The sequence below is a fragment of the Pseudoalteromonas sp. S1650 genome (assembly GCF_005887195.1).
GTDB classification, from domain to species: domain Bacteria; phylum Pseudomonadota; class Gammaproteobacteria; order Enterobacterales; family Alteromonadaceae; genus Pseudoalteromonas; species Pseudoalteromonas simplex.
In genome coordinates, this window is record NZ_PNDF01000028.1 from 42,074 (window position 1) to 63,872 (window position 21,799).

Annotated in this window: 12 protein-coding genes and 1 pseudogene; 9 read left to right on the forward strand and 4 right to left on the reverse strand. The window is 41.3% G+C overall.

Annotated elements, in window-relative coordinates:
• Positions 1-33 precede the first annotated feature (33 nt).
• Complete coding sequence (locus CWB80_RS10295; protein ID WP_054554593.1) at positions 34-462, reverse strand: Lrp/AsnC family transcriptional regulator; 429 nt, start codon at positions 460-462, stop codon at positions 34-36.
• A gap of 204 nt (positions 463-666) precedes the next feature.
• Between CWB80_RS10295 and CWB80_RS10300 the strand changes: the two genes are divergently transcribed.
• The 6 genes from CWB80_RS10300 to CWB80_RS10325 all read left to right on the forward strand — a co-directional run bounded on the left by CWB80_RS10300 (position 667) and on the right by CWB80_RS10325 (position 7,611).
• The gene (locus tag CWB80_RS10300) at positions 667-1,872 is read left to right on the forward strand and encodes an aspartate aminotransferase family protein (RefSeq protein WP_138599463.1); all 1,206 of its coding nucleotides are present in this window, start codon (positions 667-669) and stop codon (positions 1,870-1,872) included.
• Positions 1,873-1,918: 46 nt separating this feature from the next.
• The gene (gene astA, locus CWB80_RS10305; protein WP_138599462.1) at positions 1,919-2,953 is read left to right on the forward strand and encodes an arginine N-succinyltransferase; all 1,035 of its coding nucleotides are present in this window, start codon (positions 1,919-1,921) and stop codon (positions 2,951-2,953) included.
• Between the two features lie 18 nt (positions 2,954-2,971).
• The gene (gene astD, locus CWB80_RS10310) at positions 2,972-4,444 is read left to right on the forward strand and encodes a succinylglutamate-semialdehyde dehydrogenase (protein ID WP_138599461.1); all 1,473 of its coding nucleotides are present in this window, start codon (positions 2,972-2,974) and stop codon (positions 4,442-4,444) included.
• 40 nt (positions 4,445-4,484) lie between these two features.
• Positions 4,485-5,288, forward strand: a complete 804-nt coding sequence (locus CWB80_RS10315; protein ID WP_138599460.1) for a DUF1338 domain-containing protein — start codon at positions 4,485-4,487, stop codon at positions 5,286-5,288.
• A gap of 17 nt (positions 5,289-5,305) precedes the next feature.
• Positions 5,306-6,133, forward strand: coding sequence for a hypothetical protein (locus CWB80_RS10320; RefSeq protein ID WP_138599459.1), 828 nt, complete (start codon positions 5,306-5,308; stop codon positions 6,131-6,133).
• 260 nt (positions 6,134-6,393) lie between these two features.
• Positions 6,394-7,611, forward strand: coding sequence for a type III PLP-dependent enzyme (locus CWB80_RS10325; protein ID WP_138599458.1), 1,218 nt, complete (start codon positions 6,394-6,396; stop codon positions 7,609-7,611).
• A gap of 90 nt (positions 7,612-7,701) precedes the next feature.
• Here the strand turns inward: CWB80_RS10325 and CWB80_RS10330 are convergent, their stop codons facing one another.
• Entirely contained in the window at positions 7,702-8,982 is a 1,281-nt protein-coding gene (locus CWB80_RS10330) for a flavohemoglobin expression-modulating QEGLA motif protein (protein WP_138599457.1), read from the reverse strand.
• A 79-nt stretch (positions 8,983-9,061) separates the two neighbouring features.
• Complete coding sequence (locus tag CWB80_RS10335; protein WP_138599456.1) at positions 9,062-9,928, reverse strand: TlpA family protein disulfide reductase; 867 nt, start codon at positions 9,926-9,928, stop codon at positions 9,062-9,064.
• A 203-nt stretch (positions 9,929-10,131) separates the two neighbouring features.
• On the opposite strand from CWB80_RS10335, the pseudogene CWB80_RS10340 reads away from it, so the two are divergent.
• The 3 genes and pseudogenes from CWB80_RS10340 to CWB80_RS10350 form a co-directional block, all read left to right on the forward strand.
• Positions 10,132-10,368 (forward strand): annotated as a pseudogene (locus CWB80_RS10340) (DUF3081 domain-containing protein); the annotation flags it as partial.
• Between the two features lie 30 nt (positions 10,369-10,398).
• A complete protein-coding gene (locus tag CWB80_RS10345; RefSeq protein ID WP_054554529.1) occupies positions 10,399-10,698 on the forward strand; it encodes a hypothetical protein in 300 nt (99 codons plus the stop codon).
• Between the two features lie 77 nt (positions 10,699-10,775).
• Entirely contained in the window at positions 10,776-12,371 is a 1,596-nt protein-coding gene (locus CWB80_RS10350) for an AbgT family transporter (RefSeq protein WP_138599455.1), read from the forward strand.
• Between the two features lie 54 nt (positions 12,372-12,425).
• Here CWB80_RS10350 and CWB80_RS10355 read toward each other — a convergent pair whose 3' ends face one another.
• Complete coding sequence (locus CWB80_RS10355) at positions 12,426-21,737, reverse strand: Ig-like domain-containing protein (RefSeq protein WP_138599454.1); 9,312 nt, start codon at positions 21,735-21,737, stop codon at positions 12,426-12,428.
• Positions 21,738-21,799: the final 62 nt, after the last annotated feature.

The window sequence follows — 21,799 nt, forward strand, 5'->3', positions numbered from 1 at the left end:
TTCTATAGGCAAAAACTAAATCAAAGGTTAAGGTTAACGCTTAAACTTCGTTTCTAAAATCACCGACGACGTTGTTCGCTCAACACCATCTAAGTTACCAATGTCATCTAACAAGTGGCTTAACTTTTCAAGGTTTTGAGCTTGCACAACGGCGATCAAATCAAATTCACCGCTAATTGCATAGAGCTGTGAAATAGCATCAATCTGCTTTAGTTCAAGGTTCGTTTTGGTGGTCAGTTTTTGTTTCACTTTAATCGAAACGTGGGCTGATACCATTTGGCTCAAATAAGCATCTCCATAGTCTACGCTGTAGCCTTTGATCACCCCTGTTTCTTCTAATTTTAACATTCGGCTTTGAACTGTTGAGCGCGATAAGTTAAGCGCCCTCGCTAGGTCTGAAATACTCGCACGCGCGTTGGTTCTTAAGATAGCTAATAGTTTCTCATCTTGTGAAGTTATCACTTTGACTACTCTTTTCGTTAATTTGCTTTTTATTTTAGTCATTTTTCACAAAATAGCACTGCAAATTTAAGTCCCTAACCCAGATAATAAGAAAAATAGATAAGAAAAATAATCTCATCGTGCTTAATTAGGCAGGAACGGCTTAACTGACCTATTTTTTGCAATTTAACTTTTTTCATACTAAGCCAGATTTAGGTGTAATAAATGCAAGTAACAAGAGAACTTTTTAACGACGTAATGGTACCAAACTACAACCCATCAGAGGTTATTCCTGTTCGCGGTGAAGGCTCACGTGTTTGGGATCAAAACGGTAAAGAATTTATCGATTTTGCAGGTGGTATTGCCGTTAATTGTTTAGGCCATTGTCACCCAGCGCTTGTCAATGCCCTAAAAGAGCAAGGCGAAAAAATTTGGCACTTATCAAACGTAATGACAAACGAACCTGCACTTCGCTTAGCTAAAAAGTTAACTGACGCTACATTTGCAGATAAAGTATATTTTGCAAACTCAGGTGCAGAAGCGAACGAAGCGGCATTAAAATTAGCGCGTCGTTGGGCATTAGATGTACAAGGCGAGCAAAAGAACCAAATCATCGCGTTTAACAAAGGTTTCCACGGTCGTACATTCTTCACTGTTACCGTAGGTGGTCAAGCGGCTTATTCAGACGGTTTTGGTCCTAAGCCTGCTGCTGTTGATCACTGTGATTATAACGATTTAGCTGCGTTTGAAGCACTTATCAGTGACAACACCTGTGCCGTAATGATGGAACCACTACAAGGTGAAGGCGGTATCATTTCGCCAACGAGCGATTTTATCAAAGGTGTTCGCGCATTATGTGATAAACACAATGCTTTACTTATTTTTGATGAAGTACAAACAGGTGTTGGCCGAACAGGTGATTTATACGCATACCAAGGCTTAGATGTAACACCAGATATCCTAACAACAGCAAAAGCGTTAGGCGGTGGTTTCCCAATTGGTGCGATGATCACAACAGCTAGCATTGCAGAGCATTTAAAAGTAGGCACACATGGCTCTACTTACGGCGGTAACCCACTTGCATGTGCGGTAGCTGAAGCTGCTTTTGATACTGTTAATACAGCAGAAGTACTAGCCGGTGTTAAAGAGCGCGAACAGCTGTTACGCGATGGCTTTGCTGCAATCAACGAAAAATACGACGTATTTAGTGAAGTACGTGGTAAAGGTCTATTATTAGGTGCAGTACTTAACAGCAAATTTGAAGGCCGTGCACGTGATTTCCTAGTAGCAAGCACTAAGCACGGTTTAATGAGCCTTGTTGCTGGTACAAACGTTGTGCGCTTTACACCATCTTTAGTTATTCCTCTAGAGGATATCAAAGAAGGGTTAGCTCGCTTTGAAAAAGCGGTTGCAGACGTTGTAAACGGTTAATCCTAGTTGGCGCATGCTTAAAGCATGCGCCATTGGAGTGCACTTAATGCAAGTATTACGTCCTATAACAGCAAATGATTTTGCTGCGTTAAAACAAATTGCTGTTGAATCTGGTCATGGTTTTACCTCGTTACCAGTTGACGACAATTTACTACAAGAAAAAATTGAACGCGCAGAACGCAGTTTTGCAAAAGACATTAATAAACCACAAGACGAAACCTATTTATTTGTTTTAGAAGACAGTAAAACGGGTGATGTTATCGGCACAACGGCTATCGAAGCTGCTGTAGGAATGTCGGTTCCTTTATATCATTACCACCAAGGTAAAACTGTTCACCATTCACCTACTCTCAATGTATATAACACGGTTGATATTCTGAGTATGTGTAATGACTACACTGGTTGCTCTGAAATTTGTACCTTGTTCTTACGTGAGCAAAACCGCAAAGGTTTAACAGGTCGCTTTTTATCGCGTTCTCGCTTTTTATTTATGGCCCAGCATAGCGAGCGTTTTGCTGACACCATCATCGCAGAAATGCGTGGTGTAAGTGATGAAGATGGCCATTCACCTTTTTGGCAGTGGTTACAAGAACACTTTTTTAGCATTGAGTTCCCACAGGCTGACCATTTAGTCGGTTTAGGCGATAAAGTCTTCATCAGCGAGTTAATGCCGAAGTACCCTATTTATGCCAACTTACTGAGCAAAAAAGCACAAGCTGTGATTGGTAAGGTTCATGAAAAAACCAAGCCTGCGCTTAAACTTTTGGAAAAAGAAGGGTTTGAGCACCGTGGTTATGTCGACCTATTCGATGCAGGGCCAACGGTAGAAGCAAAGCTTGGCAATATTCGCAGTGTCCGTGAGTCACAAGTGTGCCCTATCAGCATTGGTGAGCTTGCGCATATCAATGAGCAAAGCTCAGATACATTAGCTATTTGCAACCAAGGCGTGAATGACTTTAGAGCCACATTTACCAAACATGCTCATTATAATCACGCCAAGCACACCTTAATCATCAGCCAAGAAGTGGCAGATGCACTTAAATTAAAACAAGGGGATGCAGCACGGTTCTTCCGTTTGTAACCACTTAAGGAGTTTAAAATGAGTGTCACAACTCAACTTATCGATAACCAATGGCAAGCTGGCCTTGGTCATGATTTTAGTTCAATCAACCCAAGTAATGGCGAGGTTGTTTGGCAAGGTAAAACAGCCACGGCTGAACAAGTCGCCGATGCAATTAAAGCAGCTCGTAGTGCGCAGCTAGGCTGGGCTGATATGACTCTTGAAGAGCGTATCGTTATTCTTGAAAACTTTGCTGCAGAGCTTAAAGAGCACAGCGAAGAGTTTGCAACGATCATCGCCCGTGAAACAGGTAAACCGCTTTGGGAAACACGTACCGAAGTAGGTGCAATGACGGGTAAAATCGCCATTTCAATCAGAGCCCATAACGAACGTACGGGTACCACAGAAAACCCAATGCCTGGCGCTAAAGCATTTATTCGTCATAAGCCACATGGTGTTGTTGCAGTGTTTGGCCCTTATAACTTCCCGGGTCACTTACCAAATGGCCATATTGTGCCAGCTATTTTAGCTGGTAATACCGTTGTATTTAAGCCATCAGAACTAACACCACATGTTGCTGAATTCACCTTAAAACTTTGGCTTAAAGCAGGCTTACCAGCCGGTGTCATCAACCTTGTGCAAGGTGAAGTAGACACAGGTATTGCACTTGCCTCTCATCAAGATATTGATGGCTTATTCTTTACGGGTAGCTCAAATACAGGTCACCTATTACATAAGCAATTTGCAGGTCACCCAGGTAAAATTTTAGCGCTGGAAATGGGGGGTAATAACCCACTGATCGTAAAAGATGTCGCAGATGTAAGTGCGGCTGTTCACGACATTATTCAGTCTGGTTTCATCACCTCTGGCCAACGTTGTACCTGTTCTCGTCGTTTATTCATTGAAAACTCGGCAAATGGTGATGCAATTTTAGAAAAATTAATTGCTGCAACAAAGCAAATTAAAGTCGCCGACAGCTTTAGCGAAGATCAACCATTTATGGGTGCAATGATCAGCGAAAAAGCTGCTCTAGGTATGGTTGCAGCTCAGCAGCAGTTACTTGATATGGGAGCAACCTCTCTTGTCGAACTTAAGCATCTTGAACCGGGGACTGGTTTTGTAAGCCCTGGTATTATTGATGTAACGGCTGTTAAAGATATGCCTGATGAAGAGCACTTTGGTCCTCTTATCAAGGTTTATCGCTACACAGATTTCGATAGCGCGATTAATGAAGCAAATAACACCTCATTTGGTTTATCTGCTGGTTTATTAAGTGATGATAGCGATGACTACCAGCATTTCTTAAAACGTATTCGTGCCGGTATTGTTAACTGGAACCGACCAATTACAGGCGCATCTAGCGCTGCACCATTTGGTGGTATTGGTGCCAGTGGTAACCACAGAGCGAGCGCTTATTACGCTGCTGACTACTGTGCATACCCTGTTGCTTCTGTTGAAGCCGAAAAAGTTAACTTACCACAGACCCTTGCGCCGGGCTTAATTATTGAATAATTGTTTGGCGGCCTCGCCGCCTTAATTGAAGGAATTAAACATGCACACAGATGTAAACGCCCTATTTGAAAACCTATGGGACAACTATTTATCAGTTACGCCATCGGCGGTAAAAGTACATGAGTTACTTGGCTCAACACAAAAAGATGACGTGATTAACGATCACATTGCTTTACGTACTTTTAACCATGAAAAAATCGGTTTAGAAAAACTAGCAGCGCACTTTTTAGCAGTTGGCTACAAAGAATGCGGCGAGTACCACTTCGAAGCGAAAAAACTATACGCAAAGCACTTCGAACACTCAGATCCTAAGCAACCTAAAGTTTTCATTTCTGAATTACTTGTTGAGCAATGTTCAGAAGAGCTGCAAACAATTGTCAACGACATGGTTGCACAGATTGACGAAAACGCTGTTACAGCCGATAATTTCCTGTATTCTGGTACGCACTGGCAAGTAAGTTCAGACACTTACAAAAAACTGCTCGCAGAAAGTGAATATGCAGCATGGATGTCAGCATGGGGTTACCGTGCTAATCACTTTACGGTGAGCATCAATGAGTTGGCTAAATTCGATGATATCGAAAGTGTAAACCAAGCACTTAAAGATGCGGGTTTTGCGCTAAATACATCTGGCGGCGAAATCAAAGGTTCACCAGAGGTATTACTCGAGCAATCTTCAACCCTTGCTGATGACAGCGAAGTTGAATTTAGCGATGGTGTTGTTGCCGTACCAAGTTGTTTTTATGAGTTTGCTTTGCGCTACGAAAAACCAGATGGTGAGCTATACACTGGCTTTGTTGCAGCATCAGCTGACAAAATATTTGAGAGCACCAATGCTCGATAACTAAAAAGAGTTTATGTATGAGGCTAATTGGGTTTATCGTAATTTTATTTACTCTAAACACTGCTACGGCAACAGAAAAGCCTAAGCTAACAATTCTGTCTCATGCATATTTTGCTAATGAATTTGACAAAAATAGTGTCAACCGTCACCTAAATGCTGTAATCAAACCAGCCCTTGCAGATGAATTCGATATAGATGTCGAAATAACAAATCATGCTCGGTTATTAAAACGCTTATCTGGTAACGAAGCTAGTTGCACTTACAATGCCATCAAAACCCAAAATCGATCGAAAGCTATGATATTTTCGACGATACCCACGTACATGCATGTACAGCGTCGTTTATACGCCCTTAAAAGTACCTTAAAGTCAGGTTCGGAGCCTGTTTCTGTTACAGAGCTACTAAAAAGCAAAGCTAGCTTTGGGATTGTTGGCTCAACTAGTTACCGCGAACTTGATAGCATTTTCGCTGATAAAAAATTCAATGTCGCAACGATTTACGGTGAAAATGCTTTTTTGCAATTAAGCCGCCTACTTTTCAGCAAACGTATTGATTACATCGTTGCATACAAACAAACACTTGATGTACACATTCCAGCTCATGAATTAAACCAACTCACATCAAGACGTATTGCTGAATACCCAGAATTTATAAATGGCTTTTTTACATGTAGTAAAAACACAGAAGGTTATCGAGCTATGTCGCTTATAAATGATTATATGCAAAAGGTAGAAATGGCTGCTTATATCAAAGAACTCCACCAGCAAATGAACAATCCTAGCGACGCAGAAGCAATGCTTAAAATTTACACAAACGAATATGGAATACTCTTTCAAAACGACTAAGCAGCCTCTAACTTTTGCATAAAAATAACTCAAAATATTATCAAAAAACACTTGCGCAAATAAAAACGCAGATCTATTATCTCGCCGCTTCTTGATGATAGCCAATCCGAGTACATTACAAACCCTGTTTGTAGCAAGGCGATAGAGCAACTATCCAAGAGTGTATTTGATTGCACAGATCAAACTGTGCGCTTAATAACACTCAACTGACTCGGACTTCCATTTTTTTCCGAGCAGTTGCTTAATTGCCGGAGAGTAAAATGGCTATTTCAACACTTACACAAGACTTAACAATCAAAGTACCTGCAGCATCGGTTGCTGCAAACGAACCTGTAGCACAACCTTCAAACCAATTTATTGAGCAACTCGTTGAGCAACATGGCGCGCCATTAATGGTGCTTGATTGTGAATCTGTTCGTCATCAATACCGTGCATTAAGCCGTGCTTTGCCTGGCGTTGTTTTACACTTTGCATTAAAGCCACTTCCTCATCCTGCGGTTGTTCGTACGCTTTTAGAAGAAGGCGCCAGCTTTGATTTAGCAACCAGCGGTGAAGTTGACTTAGTCGCCAGCCAAGGCGTACCAAGTGATCGCACGATTCACACGCACCCAATCAAACGTGATCGTGATATTCGTGATGCACTTGATTACGGTTGTAATGTGTTTGTGGTTGATAACATCAACGAATTAGAAAAGTTCATTGCATACAAAGACCAGGTTGAGTTACTTGTTCGCTTAAGTTTTCGCAATGCGGAAGCATTCGCTGATTTATCGAAAAAATTTGGTTGTAGCCCAGCAATGGCTATTGAAATCATTAGCTACGCGCAACAATTAGGTATTCGTATTAAAGGGTTGTCGTTCCATGTTGGCTCGCAAACAGCAAGCCCAGCTAAATATGTCACTGCCATTGCTGCATGTAATCAAGTGATTAACGACGTAGCCGCATTAGGATTACCTGCGCTTAGTACGCTTGATATTGGCGGTGGCTTCCCTGTGCCTTACCACAAAGACGTGCTGCCAATTGAGGAATTTTGTGCGCCAATCAATGATGCCTTAGCACAGTTACCAGAGACAGTTCGCGTAATTGCCGAACCAGGTCGCTTTATTGTAGCCAGTGCGGTTACCAGTGTTGCATCGGTCATGGGTCAAGCAGTGCGTGATGGTAAGCCTTGGTACTATTTAGATGATGGTATTTACGGATCATTCAGTGGTTTATTGTTTGATGAAGCCTCGTACCCTATCGACTCGTTCAAACAATCAAACGAACGTGTTGAGTCAGTGTTAGCAGGCCCGACTTGCGATAGCATCGACGTAGTAAGTGAATCAATCAAGCTACCAAAATTAAACAATGGTGATTTAATCATCAGCCGTATGATGGGTGCTTACACATTAGCAACCGCAACAGATTTTAACTTCTTCAAACGTGCAGAAGTTATCGTACTGAATGATGTAGTGCAGGTTGACGCACTCACCGGTTAATCGTTTCCTCGACTAAAAGCATGTAAGGCAACATGCTTTAACTCTTAAAATGCAGCTGCTCATTCCAGCTGCATTTTTTTATTTCTTTGTTTAAAGAAACAGTGGTTTGTAATCGTTTTCTAATTGCTCAAACGACAAGTTACCAATAAAACGGCCAAAGCTTAGCCAGGTTGCTAGGCCTCGTAAGTCTTTAAAGTGTGGTGGAATAAATTTAGGGTCTTCAATCACACCTAAATCATGTAATTGCGATATCAGTCTAAAATCATCAATTGAGATTTTACCGACCAATAACAAGTGCAATTGATCAATTCGACCTAACTGAATGGCAACTCGTATAAGATTATACACCAACACGAAACCTTTGATATAAGCGATGTCTTTGGTAAAAGGTAAGCCTGTTGCTGTACTGCCTCTAAACACCCGTTGAGTAAGTGTATAGCTTTCGTCTTTACTCAACCCTTGCGCTATATAGTCACGATAAATATCAACGAACTCCGCTCCATCAATAACCTTAGTAATACCTTGAATACGGTTCACTAATTTTGCTAAACGTCGCGGCGTTGACTTTAAGGTAATAATTTCGGTCAAGACAGCAAGACCTTCTTGGGTGACCGTAGAGCTCGGAGTGCCTTTACTTAAGCAAGTTAAATATGGCTGTGCAAGACCATTTTGCGTGGTCCCAACATGGATCCAACCTTCATGCACCTCAAGAATATCTAGCTCTCTTTGAGAGAATTTAACATCTTGATTAAGTTTAATATTATTTGCACCTGCCGCAGCATCACTCACAATACCGTCGCTCAGAATAACCTCAACATCAATGCCTGGCATCGTTTGAGCTACTTGTGATGCTAAAATTTTTACTGCATCTTCTGCATCAATGTTTTTTGGATCATCTGGCAAGATATCAGCATCAAGCATGCTTTTTAGCGGCTGCTCAAGCATGGTTGCAAGTTCAGAAAGTGAAGGCTCTCCAGCATGGAATAAATCTTTTGGATGACCAAACAACTCAACAGACAAATCATGAAATTCAGGAGTACCACGATATTCAATCATACTGAGTACGGTTTTATATTCAGTACACATCTTGCTCATATATTGCGCAATTGGGTTTAATTGCCCTAGCTGGCTGATGATATCGCGATTTAAATCCGAAAACGCACGACGTAACTCACTTGGTACAAAACCAAGGTCACGCTGTTGGTAATAGGCTTGATCAACCGTTGGGTTCTTTTGGCACTTATGCTTAAAAAACTCTTCTTTGATTTGTTTATCCCAGTTGATCGCATCAAGAATACGAATGGGTGTTTGCAGTGCGATTAATCGGTCAGATAACTCGCGTGTTTTTGCTAATAATGCCTTATCTATCATGCTCTAGGCTCACTGTGTAATGAGCCTAGAGCATAGGCTAAATTTGCATAATTACAAAGCAAAATTAAGCGTTTTTTAGCTAAAATTTAGCTTTTTTAGAGACTAATTTTCCGTCGTTGTAGAGAAGTAAACTGGGTACCGAATTAATGCCATTTTCGATAAATAAATCATTACCATAATCGATTGAAACTGGCATGGTTACAGCGAATTTATCAACATATTCTTGTACTGCGCTTTGGTCAGTCCATAACTGACTCACTTTAACCTCGACATCAACTCCTTGCTCTGCCAGTTTATTAGCATGTTGCTGCGCTAATACACATTGCTTAGCCATTGCAGGGCGCGTGTCGGCTAAGTACCAGTCGCACCATGTTGCGGTAAATAATACGGCTTTTTTTCCTTTGTTCGGAATAACCAAAGGAGTGGCTTGGCCTTGCTTTTCGTTTAATAAGCGCGCTTCATCAACTTTGCCATTGTGTGATAACAAACGTAATGTGTTATCAAGCGGTTTATCAGCTTCGTGGCCTTGAAAAATCACCTTTTTATCACTATCAATCAATACATGAAAAGGGGTGCCCATAAATTCATAATGTTTAGCAACTTGCCCTGTGTGATCAGTAAAAATTGGCATAGTAAGTGAAAAACGCTCTTTAACCTTAGCAACAGCGTCTGCATCATCATTGAGATCAATATTAATAGCCACAAATTGAATTTTATCGCCATATTGCTCATATGCATGCTGAAAATGTGGCATTTGCTCCATACATGGCTTGCACCAAGTCGCCCAAAACTTTAAGTAAACGGGCTTCTTGCCTAAGTAACTGTCAAGTTTAACTATTTTCCCCGCTTCATTTTCTAACATCAGGGGAGCTGTATTTGCTGATATGCTTTTGCTTACAAGCAACAAGCCTGTTAGTAGTATCAGGGGTATAAACTTATATTTCATTGTGCGTCCCTTAAATAAAATCTATCTTAAGTTTAAGGTAAGAGAAAATATTGTAAATTTTCGACATCTTCTTACTCAATATGATTTTACTGATTTATCACAAAGTAGGGTTTTAAAAATACAACAACACAATTAATGCCTACATAAAATAACACTAAACTTTTTATAGGTTTGAAACGTATTACACAAAAAAAGGAGTCATTATGAAAAATGAGCTAGACGGTAAATTGATCCTCTCAGTGTATGAAAAAATCATTCAACACGGTGAAGATCATGAAGATGGAAAGCTTTATGAGGGTATTTGCGCTTTTTCGGATATCGATGGTTATACGGTCTATCTAAAAGGCAGTGGCGTGTTACTGCGCTTTGGTTTTCACAATACTTATCACCTTGACTATCAACATGAAAAGAACAAAGAGGACTTTTTAAGAAAGTGCTTTATATCGCTGATAAGGAACTGTAAAGAAGTAATGAAACGACGGGTAAAAGCTGAGTCAAAGCAACAGCAGGCGTTTATTAACCAAGTTATTAATGAGCTAAAATCTAACCCAGATAAGTTAGATATCATTCGCGAAAATCTTAGTTACTATCGTGAACAACAGTTCCTCAAGCGTGGCTTTTTGCTTGCTATTGAGCGTTTTGATTGGGTATTTGAAGCAAGTAACGATGTAGAGCAAATCTGTGCGCAAATTCTAGCCGATGATTACATTGGCAAACGTTTGCGCCGCTATCCCTTGCTGTACAAGGGCATTTTGGAACGTACCTATTAGTTCTCCCACCGCTAAAACATGATCTGTCCGGTAAAAAATGCTAGGTTAGCGCCATTTTGAAATAACGAGAACTGGACATGTCAAAAACTATAAACTCTCACAACACCCATGAAGGTGGCAATAATGGGTTGTTTAACCGATTTTTAGCAACCGTTGAATTTTTGGGTAATATGCTCCCCCACCCTATCACTTTATTTGCAATGTTCTGCGTTGCTATTATCGTTTTTAGCGGCATTGCCGATTGGTATGGTTTAAGCGCTATCGACCCACGCCCTGAAGGCGCTGCTGGTCGAGACCCTGATGGTGTTATTGAAGTTGTCAGCCTACTTAGTGCCGAAGGCCTGCAGCGTATCGTTACTGGCCTTGTTACGAACTTCACCAGCTTTGCACCACTTGGTACGGTATTAGTCGCTTTATTAGGTGTAAGTGTTGCAGAACACTCAGGTTTACTCTCTGCTGCTATGCGCGGCATGGTAATGGGCGCATCTAAGCGTTTAGTTACTTTTATGGTGGTGTTTGCTGCGATTTTATCAAATACGGCGTCTGAGCTTGGTTACGTCGTACTTATTCCATTAGCAGCCATGATATTCCACAGCCTTGGTCGTCACCCTCTTGCCGGTCTTGCTGCGGCATTTGCCGGTGTTTCTGGTGGTTACAGTGCCAATTTATTACTCGGTACCATTGACCCGCTACTTGCTGGTATCACCACGCCAGCAGCACAAATGATTGATCCAAATTATCAAGTTGGCGCTGAAGCAAACTGGTATTTCATGATGATTTCGGTATTTTTAATTGCCATTTTAGGTACGTTTGTTACCGAGAAAATCGTTGAGCCGCGCCTTGGTAAGTACAACCCTGATGAAGCAAGCAACGATTTGCCTAAAAATGATATTGCCGGTTTAACCGATAAAGAAAAGTCAGGACTAAAATGGGCGGGTGTGTCACTGTTAGTGGTGTCACTATTACTTGCTTGGACAATTGTTCCTGAAGACGGCATTTTACGTAATCCAGAAACAGGCCTTGTGGCACATTCACCATTTTTAAAAGGCATTGTGGTATTTATCTTTGTGACTTTTGGTATTCCGGGTTTTGTTTACGGCCGCGCTGTTGGCACCATGAAAAACGATAAAGATGTCATCGATGCCATGAGTAAAAGTATGAGCTCGATGGGTATGTACATTGTGCTGGTTTTCTTTGCAGCACAGTTTGTTGCCTTCTTTAAATGGACCAACCTAGGCACAATTTTAGCCATTAACGGTGCTGCTCTTTTACAAGCATTAAACCTAACTGGCCCTGAAGTATTCGTGCTATTCATTTTAATGTGTGCATTAGTAAACTTAAGCTTAGGTTCTTCATCTGCACAATGGGCTGTAACGGCCCCCATCTTCGTACCAATGTTAATGCTAATCGGCTATGCGCCAGAGACTATTCAAGCGGCGTACCGAATTGGTGACTCGGTTACTAACCTTATCACCCCGATGATGAGTTACTTTGGTTTGATACTGGCTGTTGCGACTAAGTATAAGAAAGACATGGGGATTGGTACATTGGTTGCGACCATGCTTCCTTACAGCATGATCTTCTTTGTTGGTTGGGTCGCGTTATTCTACTTATGGGTATTTGTTCTGGGTTTCCCAGTTGGCCCTGAATCACCGATTTACTATCAGCCTTAAAGCGCTTCTTAAAGGTGTAAAAAAGCCAAGCTTTGAAGCTTGGCTTTTTAATGTTTATCGATATGTTCGATAATAACTGCGTCTTATCATTGTCAATGCGAATAATAACAAGATTAAGCTCATTGGCAGCGTACCACCGCCACTGGTTTTATGTTCTACACTCACCTGCTTATACGCTTTAACAACCACATTAAATTGTCCTTGTGTTGTTCCGCCATCACCATCTGAGATAACAAAGGTGACTGTGTCAGTACCTTCAAAACCTGCATTTGGAGTATAGGTAATCGTCCCATCATCGTTAATGACCACACTGCCATTCTCTGCTGTGGCTGAAATTATAGTGAAGTCATTATTATCTTCATCTGTCACATTTGCCAAAATATCAATCGTGACTGGACTTTGATCATCGGTGCTAACATCAATGATGGCATCTATCATCGGCGCTTCATTGGCTACGACGTCAACTATCACTGTCGCAAAATCAGCCCCTCCCTGACTATCTGAAATGCTATAACTAATCGTTGCAATTCCTAGGTGCTCTGCTTGCGGGACAAAATAAAGTAAATTATTAACAATACTTACTTCACCAATGTCTACTGCTGCGGATGTCAGAATTAACGAATCATCATTCGCATCTGTGTCATTCGAGAGTACATCAAGATATGTACTAATGTTGCGTTTAACCCTAACCATATCATCTTCAGCAACCGGTTGAGTATTTGTACTCATTGTACTGGCAATACCACTTGGATCTTCGATGATACGATTTACTTTTCCGTCGGCGTCATTTGGGCCACCGTCTTCAATAGTAAGTTGAACACACCAATGTCCTTCAGTTAATCCTTGGGTATACTGAGCATCATGTGGTGGTGGACAGAAGCCTTCTGCACCAGGTGCTGATGCAATACTATTGCGACTATCTACGACAAACTCAGTCCATCCGGTATGCATTAGCTTACGATATACAGCATTGCTCGGAATAGGTGCAAACTGAGCTATAACAATGCCGACTGACTGACCCGCTACGGGGATTTGGCTAACGTTAAAGTCAAAGACTCCGCTAGCATAATCAAATCCAGCATCTGCTGTGGCACCTGAACCATAATTTCCGTAATGCAATACTTCTTGCACTGACACTCCGGTATTGGTGCCATGTGCTACAAACGCTACATGACCTAGGCTAAGTTGCAAACCTGGCTCGGTTTCCATTAAGAATAATTCACTTTCGTTCAGTTTTTCTTGTACAACGTTGAGCGCTAACGAATCAGCATCTAAATAATCAGGTATGCCATCATTATCAGCATCCCCGTAACCTTCTTCATTATCAGGAATACCATCAAAGTCAGTATCTTCAGAAGATAATTGAGGCATTGAATCAACAATAGTCAGTTCTAATAGTGAAGAACCCGCTTGTTGTCCGTCAAACACGCCGACTTCAAATTGATACGTCCCTAGCTCAAGAAGTTGTGGATCAAAAGTAAAACTCTCTTCAACACTGTCAGTATCGACAATGGCACTATCAGACGTTAACCAACCATATATGTGTGTATCGGTTAGGTTTGCATCCGTTACTAGTGTCGTTAACGTTACATCACCACCTTGTCTATTTATGATTCGCGTCACTATCCCTTGCTGATTTGCAAAGACCTCAATGCTTGGCGCAACATTCCCCTCTTCGATGGTAAGAGTATGCTCACCTAATGGACCGACAACAGCATTCTCAGGCGTTGAAAACTGAAGAACCAGTGTTTCAGACCTCTCATCAATGTCATCAGATGACACGTTAACAATCAGACTCGCTTCACGTTGCCCTTTTTCAAATCTAAATTCACCTTCAACTAGGTCATGGTCTGCACCCTCTAGCGCATCTCCAGATACTGTATATGGCACAACCACTGGGTAGTTAACGGCATCACCATTGAGAATTGCTTTAATAGAAACGGCCGTCCCCTCAGTTGCAGTTTGATTTTTACTAAAGTTAACCTGAGGAATAACATTGATTAACTGCGTTGCAGAAACTTGATCATCGCCTTCCCCGGCGCTCCAAATCACAGTGTGAGTCCCCGGTGCAAAGAAACCTTTTGAGCTTGCGGTGACACGAACTGGGTTACCCAGTGCATCCTTCGCAATAGCAGTGCCCATATTCACTTTGGTGAAAAGACCTTTAGATGCAATTGTTTTGTCTTCTGGTGCTGTAATCGTAATTTCAGCTGCCGTAGACACAACAGATACCACCAATGTGACTTCAACCACTTCACCATTTGAATCTTTAATTTGATAAGTAATTACAACATCAGCATTCAAGCCAACTGGGGCTAAGTACTCTAGTTTGTTATCGACAATGCAGATCGTGCCAGCACTCACGGTTGCCTTAACAAGAGTAAGTTCATCACCGTCAACATCAATATCGTTTGCGAGCACATCAAGCACCACATACTCATTTAAATCCGCATTGACGGTAAAGTTATCTGGCATAGACACTGGCGCATCATTGATTGCGTTAACGACAATAGTCACTGTCGCAATATTAGAGTCCAGCATGCCATCCGATACGGTGTAACTGAAACTATCAGTACCATTGAAGTCAGCGTTTGGTTGATACACCAGATGGTTTGCATCCATTATCAATGTACCATTACTCACAGGTGTCACAAGATTAAGCGTAAGCTCATCACCGTTTTCGTCAAAATAGTTTAGCGAAAAGGTAATGCTTTCATCTTCATCCATGCTGAACTGTTCGTCATGGGTAACCGGTGCAACATTCGCGATAATGACAACACTGGTTGCATCTGAGGTAAAGGTTTCTGTATTACCATGGCCATCAACATAGGTTACGACAACTGTGATTGTCGCGCCAATATCAGCTTCGGTTAGCATGTACTCTGCAAGCGTTGCACCAGTAATGATTTCGCCGTTACGCATCCATTGGTAGGTAAACTCACCTACGCCATCTGGGTCTTCGATTGTCGACTCAACAGCTAAGGTTTCACCTTCTTTTGCTTCACCAGTAATACTGATCCCGCCCGTGGCTTCATCGTTAACATCGGCCACTGTGATAGCAAAGGTTTGAGTATCGGTTAATCCTCCTGCATCAGTGGCAACTAAGTTGATAGTATGAGTACCTACATCATCATTACTCGGCGTACCGCTTAGCTCGCCTGTTGTAGGATCAAAATCAAGCCAACTTGGCAGCTCTAGCGCACTTAATTTATAGCTATCTGCACTGTCTATATCTTTAACAGTAACAACATAGCTATACGCTTCATCTTGTGTAGCCGACGTGACTGGGTGAGATTCAATAACAGGCGCATCATTGACTGCTAACACGGTGATAGTCACTGAGGCTGTGTTTGACTGTGCACCTTCATTATCAAGTACAGAGTAAGTAAATGAATCAAAGCCCACATAATTGCTAATAGGCGTATAAGTAACTGTACCATCTACATTATTGGTAATATGACCAAATGCAGGGTTTGTTACAATATTCACTGAATCCTCATCAAGGTGACCATCAATGTCTGAATCATTCTGCGTCACATCAATAATCACGCTCTCATCTTCATTGGTCTGGATCACATCATTATTTGCCAATGGTGCATCGTTAACAGCTGTCACCGTAATGAACACCTCTGCATGGTTTGACCAAAGGCCTAAATCGTCTTTAACACGATAAGTAAATGTGTCTGCTCCATAACTATTACTATCTGGTGTGTAACTGAGCACGCCATTGTTCACTTGTACATTACCGTGTTCAGGCTGTGTAACAACTTCTAGACTCGTCTTATCAAGGGTGCCATCAACATCGCTATCGTTACCTAACACATTGATATTATGAGATGTGTCTTCAAGTAATACGGCGGTGTCATTTTGTGCAACTGGCGCATCATTCACACTATTTACCGTTAAAGTGACTGTCGCAATATTTGACATTAAAGACTGATCATCTTTGACACTATATTCAAAGCTATCAGTACCAAAGAAATCTGAATGTGGTGTAAAGCGGATTGTGCTTAACTCTTTATTGACAGTTAGCTCGCCATGCTTAGGGGCTTTCGTGATCGTTACATTCCCTATAAGCAACTCACTATCAACATCAATATCGTTGTCAAGAATAGACAACTCAATTGATGTATCTTCATCAAGTACACCTAAATCATTGGTCGCCACTGGTGCATCATTAACTTCACCGATAGTCACTAAAACACGTGCAATATTTGACACTGCACCTGCTTTATCTGCAATACGATACGTAAATGTATCGCTACCATTAAAGTTAGACGCAGGCGTGTAAACAATGCGCTCGTTTTGGACATTTGCTTGACCATTTTCAGGTGCAGAAACGACTACTAAGCTTGATAAGTCGAGTGAGTCTCCTTCGTCAATATCAGCATCGTTTAGTGCAACATCAATTTCAATGGCCATGTCTTCTTCGGTCATCGCGCTATCGCTATTTGCAAGAGGCGCGTCATTAACAGGATTAATAGTAATGGTCACCGTCGCCACATCTGAACGGCCATGCTCTATGTCATCGACTGTATAGCTAAATGTATCGGTCCCGTGAATATTCTCATTTGGCGTATAAGTGATCACACCATTTGCCGTATTCAAGCTAGTTTGACCTTGTGTTGGCGTTGTAACAATCATCACGCTTGCTGGGTTTAGCTTACTATCGACATCACTGTCATTGGCAAGAATATCAATCGCAACACTGTTATCTTCATCGACACTGGCGATGTCATTTTGCACATCAGGTACGTCATTCACGTTCTCAACCGTAATAGTGAAAGTTTGCTCAACCGTTGCATTGGCACTGTCAGTGACGGTTAGCGTCACAGAGTGCACACCGACATCATCATTGCGAGGCGTACCAGTAAGCACACCTGTTGAACGGTTAAACACCAACCAGTCAGGGTAGTTTGTTGCTCCATACTTCAAGGTATCATCTTTATCGATATCGCTTGCGTTCAAGGTATAGATATAACGATTATCCTCCGTTGCCACTGTAATTGGCGTTGAAGAAATCACCGGCTCGTCATTCACGTTTACAACCGAGATAGTGAATGATTGATTATCAAGTGCATTAGCACCGTCTTTGACGCTCAAAGTAACAGCATGCTCACCCACATCATCATTGCTTGGTGTTCCAGAAAGTACGCCCGTTGATGGGTTGATCGTCAACCAATTAGGGAGCTTCGTTGCCGCATACGTTAGGGTATCACCTTTGTCAGCATCCTTTGCTGTTAACGTGTAACTATAAAAACTGTCTTCGGTTGCCGATGTGATTGGCACAGAAGAAATTTCCGGCGCGTCATTCACATTTTCAACCGTAATAGAGAATGATTGCGAAACAGATGCGCCAGTACTGTCAGTAACAGTTAAAGTAATGGCATACGTACCAATGGTATGCTTATTTGGGGTACCATACAGTTCGCCCGTAGACCTTGTAAAGCCTAACCATCCAGGGATCTTCGTTGCTGTATAAGTCAACGTATCGCCTTTATCGATATCGCTCGCAACAAGGGTGTAGCTGTATGGCTGGTCTTGTGTTGCTGCTCTAATCGGCGTGGAAGAAATCACAGGCTTGTCATTCACGTTTTCAACCGAAATCGTGAATGATTGAATGTCACTTGCATTTGCCTGATCGGTCACTGATATAGTCACCGTATGATCACCTACATCATCATTAGTCGGTGTACCCGCCAGCAGACCGGATGGGTTTAGTGATAACCAGCTTGGTAATTGGGTCGCTCTGTATGTAAGTGTATCGTCCTTATCAGCATCAGATACTGTCAGTTGATACGAATAAAGCGTATCTTCTGTTGCTTGAGTCACCGCAATTGATGAAATACTCGGCGCGTCATTTACACCAGTCACCGTAATCGTGCCATTCACTGGCGTTATACTATTGCTGCCATCAGTTAAGTTAAATGTAATACCCAGTGAGCCAGAAAAATTAGCCGCTGGTTTAAATGATAAACTTGCAAGTGTAGCGGTGACATCCGCGAGCGACCCACTGACTGTTAGTGTCGCATTGTCATTATTATAATTAACGACGGCACTACCACTCGCCGCGCCTGCTAGTAAGCCAGATGTGTTATTAGCAAGTGTAATTGTCAGGGTAACATCATCACCCTCTTCATCGGTGATTTGATAATTATCGAATAGTAAGCTTGCGTCACTGTCTTCTGCAACAGAAAGCGCATAACTATCAAATACTGCTCGGCTGGATTTCAAAACCGAAGCCTTATAATCATCAGCAGAATCATTAAAAGAAATGTACAAGCTGTCGTCACTCGCAATCGCGAATCCATACTGATAAGCTTTACCTGATCTTACACCTAGGGGAGATACCGTATGCCAGCTTGTGCCATCAAAACTCGTCACCCTCACCTCAAAGCCCTCAGTTCCATTCTTATAAGTCCTATTCGTATAAGCGACATGAGGTCTATTGTTACTATCAAACTCAATATCGGGTGTATATTTATTTTCTGCAGAAAAACCTCGTTCTCCTACTAAAACCCAATCTGTGCCATCGAATTTTCTTACAAAAATTTCAGACGAATTAGCATTTACAAAGTAAGGCGTATTATTATTTAAAGCAAAGTTAGAGCTATAAACATTTCCAAGGGAATCGACAGGACCAACAGGCACCCAACTATCATTCACAAATTTTTTAACATTGCCAAACCACTTGTCGTTTCTTTTATCAACATATGCAAGGAAAGGTGTGTCATTGTCATCAAATGCAAGTGAGATAAACCTTGCATCTCTAGGCGTAACATTCATCCCACCGACAGTCTGCCAATTTGTACCATCCCACTTTTTAACAATTGCTTTGTTAAAATAACGACTATCTTGATAAGCAACATATAGGTTGTCTGCACTATCAATTGCGATTGATAAATAATTAGTTTCGTCTAAATTGACTGGTCCCCCACCTATGGTTTGCCAACTTCCGTTAATAAACTTTTGAACGACGGCTTTACCACCAAGTGATATATCACTATAGATAATATGCGGGACATTGTGACTATCTATCGCCATTTTTAATCCACTAGTAATTCCAGTATGGAAACGTTCAGGCCCTACATATTGCCAAGAATCACCCTCTAATTTCATTCCTGATAATACATTACGGTCATTGAACCTGTCTGTAAAAGCCACATAGGGAATATCATGACTATCTAACTCAAGGCTAACAGAAAAGGCAGCCGCTATAGAAAAACCTGTATTACCCGCAAAATCCCATTTTGGTTTAGTGACCATCACTGGCGCATCATTTGTTAATGAAACAGAAATAGTAAAGTTTTGATTGGTAACTGGCTCAACACCATCTTCCAAGCCATCGGCTAGGTCAAATGTAAAGTTATCAGAGGTAGTCTCCGAGCCATTGTGTTTGTAATAAAGGTTTGAATCATCCAGCGTTTGTTGAGTAAACGTGTCATTTACAGCAAGCGCTTCGCCTGAGTCTAAGCTGCCGTTATCATTGGTATCAACAAACAAACTACCATTACTTGGCACAGATTTAAGCGTAAATATAAGTCCTGTACCTGAGTCATCGGCATCTGTAGCGGATAAGTCAAGCGCAGAAATTACTTTTACAGCACCTTCAGCGATTGAAAGGCCTTTATTAGTGCTAATAGACGGCGCTTTGTTAGGTGTAACAACGTTAAAGGTTAAAGTGACAGGCGTGGCGCTCTCTGTGCCATCAGTCAGTTCGTTAGTGAATGTGAATTCACCAGTATAGTTACTATCAAGAGTAAAGGTTAAATTTTTGATTGTTGCTTTTACATCACTAACACTTCCAGAGACTGTTAATACACCGCTGCTTGGCTCGTAGTTATAATCAGCCCCACCGCTTGCATTACCTGAAAAGCTCCCTGCGTTGGTATCCGAAAGTGTAATCGTTAATACCACGTCGTCGCCGTCTTCATCAGAAACTCTCATATCCTCAAACGGGTCTCCGATTGAATCTCCTTGATTGATCGTTAAAGATGAATCTGAAAAAGATTTTGTTGCATATTTCATTACGCTACTAACAGATGTAGAGCTACCCTCAGAATAAATAACATAGGGTGTATTTTGGCTGTCAAGGACAATTTGGTTTTTATCTGTATCTCCTGCAGCGAAACCTCTTTCTCCAACAAACTGCCAAGTGTCATTTTGATAACTTACTACGCTGCCACCACGAGGTTCCACCCCTCCATCATCAAAAAATATAATTGGTGTGTCGTTTTTTCCTAATACAAGATCAGAGTGTCCAACTTCACTTTCGATAATATTTTCACTAAGCGTAGCCCAAGTTGTGCCATCAAATTTATAAACGCCAAGCCCAACAGTTCTATTGCTTGAGTTTCGGGCGCTCAAAAAAATATTATCATCACTATCAAATACAATAGACGGCGAAATTACTGGATAAATTGTTAAACTAGTATTATCAATATACTGCCAGAATGAGCCATTAAACTTCATCACACTAGCTTCTGAGGAAGCTTGAGAGGGATCTATAAATGAAATGTGAGGAGTATTTAAACTATCAAAAACAAGTTCAATATTGGTCGCAAGTGATGGAGTAAACCCCTGAATACCAACATTTACCCAGTTAGTGCCATTATATTTTTTTACAACAGCTTTACCTTCAAAATTATAATCGCTATATGCAATATGTAAAACTCCATTATTATCAAACGCTAAACTATTATATGACATATAGCCAGCGGAAACAGAAGAGCCTACATCATTCCATTTAGTTCCATCAAAGCTAAGCACTCTTAAAAACCGTTCAGAACCGACTTTATCAGTGAAACAAATGAACGGGGTATTATTGCTATCAAAAGTTATATCTGTGTAAGAAATATTAATTCCATCTGCAATACCCCCAGCTCCAACCTGTTCCCAATCGATACCATTGAATTTCAAAACGCTAACTATTGATGTTTCTACAAAAATTACCCATGGTATGTCATAAGCATCCACTTTAATTTTTGCATAATTCTTAGCGAATTGGCTTTTTGCGAACTTTGCACTACCTACAAACTCCCACTCACTGCCTGAAAAGCTAGGCACAGCATTCGATTTTGAAACTGTTAATGTATCATCCTTTTTGACGTTTCTATCTGACAAAGAAGGATTATCATCATCCAACACAGCGGTACCGCCTTCAACACTTTGAGTAATGACCACTCTGTCATACGGGATACTCGTTTCATCGCTTATTAATTGTCGTAAAGTACCAATACTGTCACTGGGCTCTACATCAAGCGTAAAGGTTTTACTAGGAGCGATAATTGTAATTGGCATAGCCAATATCGACATGGGCGCAATAAGTGCGACTAAGTATAAATATTTAATAATTGTTGATAACATGGCATTTTAATCCTGTAGAAACTTCAAGCTGTTTGCTAATTCACGATGAGTGGTTTAGTAAG

Excerpts from the sequence above, each read along its gene's own strand:
- CWB80_RS10300 (WP_138599463.1), top strand. The coding sequence starts at position 667 with ATGCAAGTAACAAGAGAACTTTTTAACGACGTAATGGTACCAAACTAC.
- CWB80_RS10320 (WP_138599459.1), top strand. The coding sequence starts at position 5,306 with ATGAGGCTAATTGGGTTTATCGTAATTTTATTTACTCTAAACACTGCT.
- CWB80_RS10345 (WP_054554529.1), top strand. The coding sequence starts at position 10,399 with ATGAAACGACGGGTAAAAGCTGAGTCAAAGCAACAGCAGGCGTTTATT.
- CWB80_RS10350 (WP_138599455.1), top strand. The coding sequence starts at position 10,776 with ATGTCAAAAACTATAAACTCTCACAACACCCATGAAGGTGGCAATAAT.
- astA (WP_138599462.1), top strand. The coding sequence starts at position 1,919 with ATGCAAGTATTACGTCCTATAACAGCAAATGATTTTGCTGCGTTAAAA.
- CWB80_RS10330 (WP_138599457.1), bottom strand. The coding sequence starts at position 8,982 with ATGATAGATAAGGCATTATTAGCAAAAACACGCGAGTTATCTGACCGA.
- CWB80_RS10315 (WP_138599460.1), top strand. The coding sequence starts at position 4,485 with ATGCACACAGATGTAAACGCCCTATTTGAAAACCTATGGGACAACTAT.
- astD (WP_138599461.1), top strand. The coding sequence starts at position 2,972 with ATGAGTGTCACAACTCAACTTATCGATAACCAATGGCAAGCTGGCCTT.
- CWB80_RS10325 (WP_138599458.1), top strand. The coding sequence starts at position 6,394 with ATGGCTATTTCAACACTTACACAAGACTTAACAATCAAAGTACCTGCA.
- CWB80_RS10335 (WP_138599456.1), bottom strand. The coding sequence starts at position 9,928 with ATGAAATATAAGTTTATACCCCTGATACTACTAACAGGCTTGTTGCTT.
- CWB80_RS10355 (WP_138599454.1), bottom strand. The coding sequence starts at position 21,737 with ATGTTATCAACAATTATTAAATATTTATACTTAGTCGCACTTATTGCG.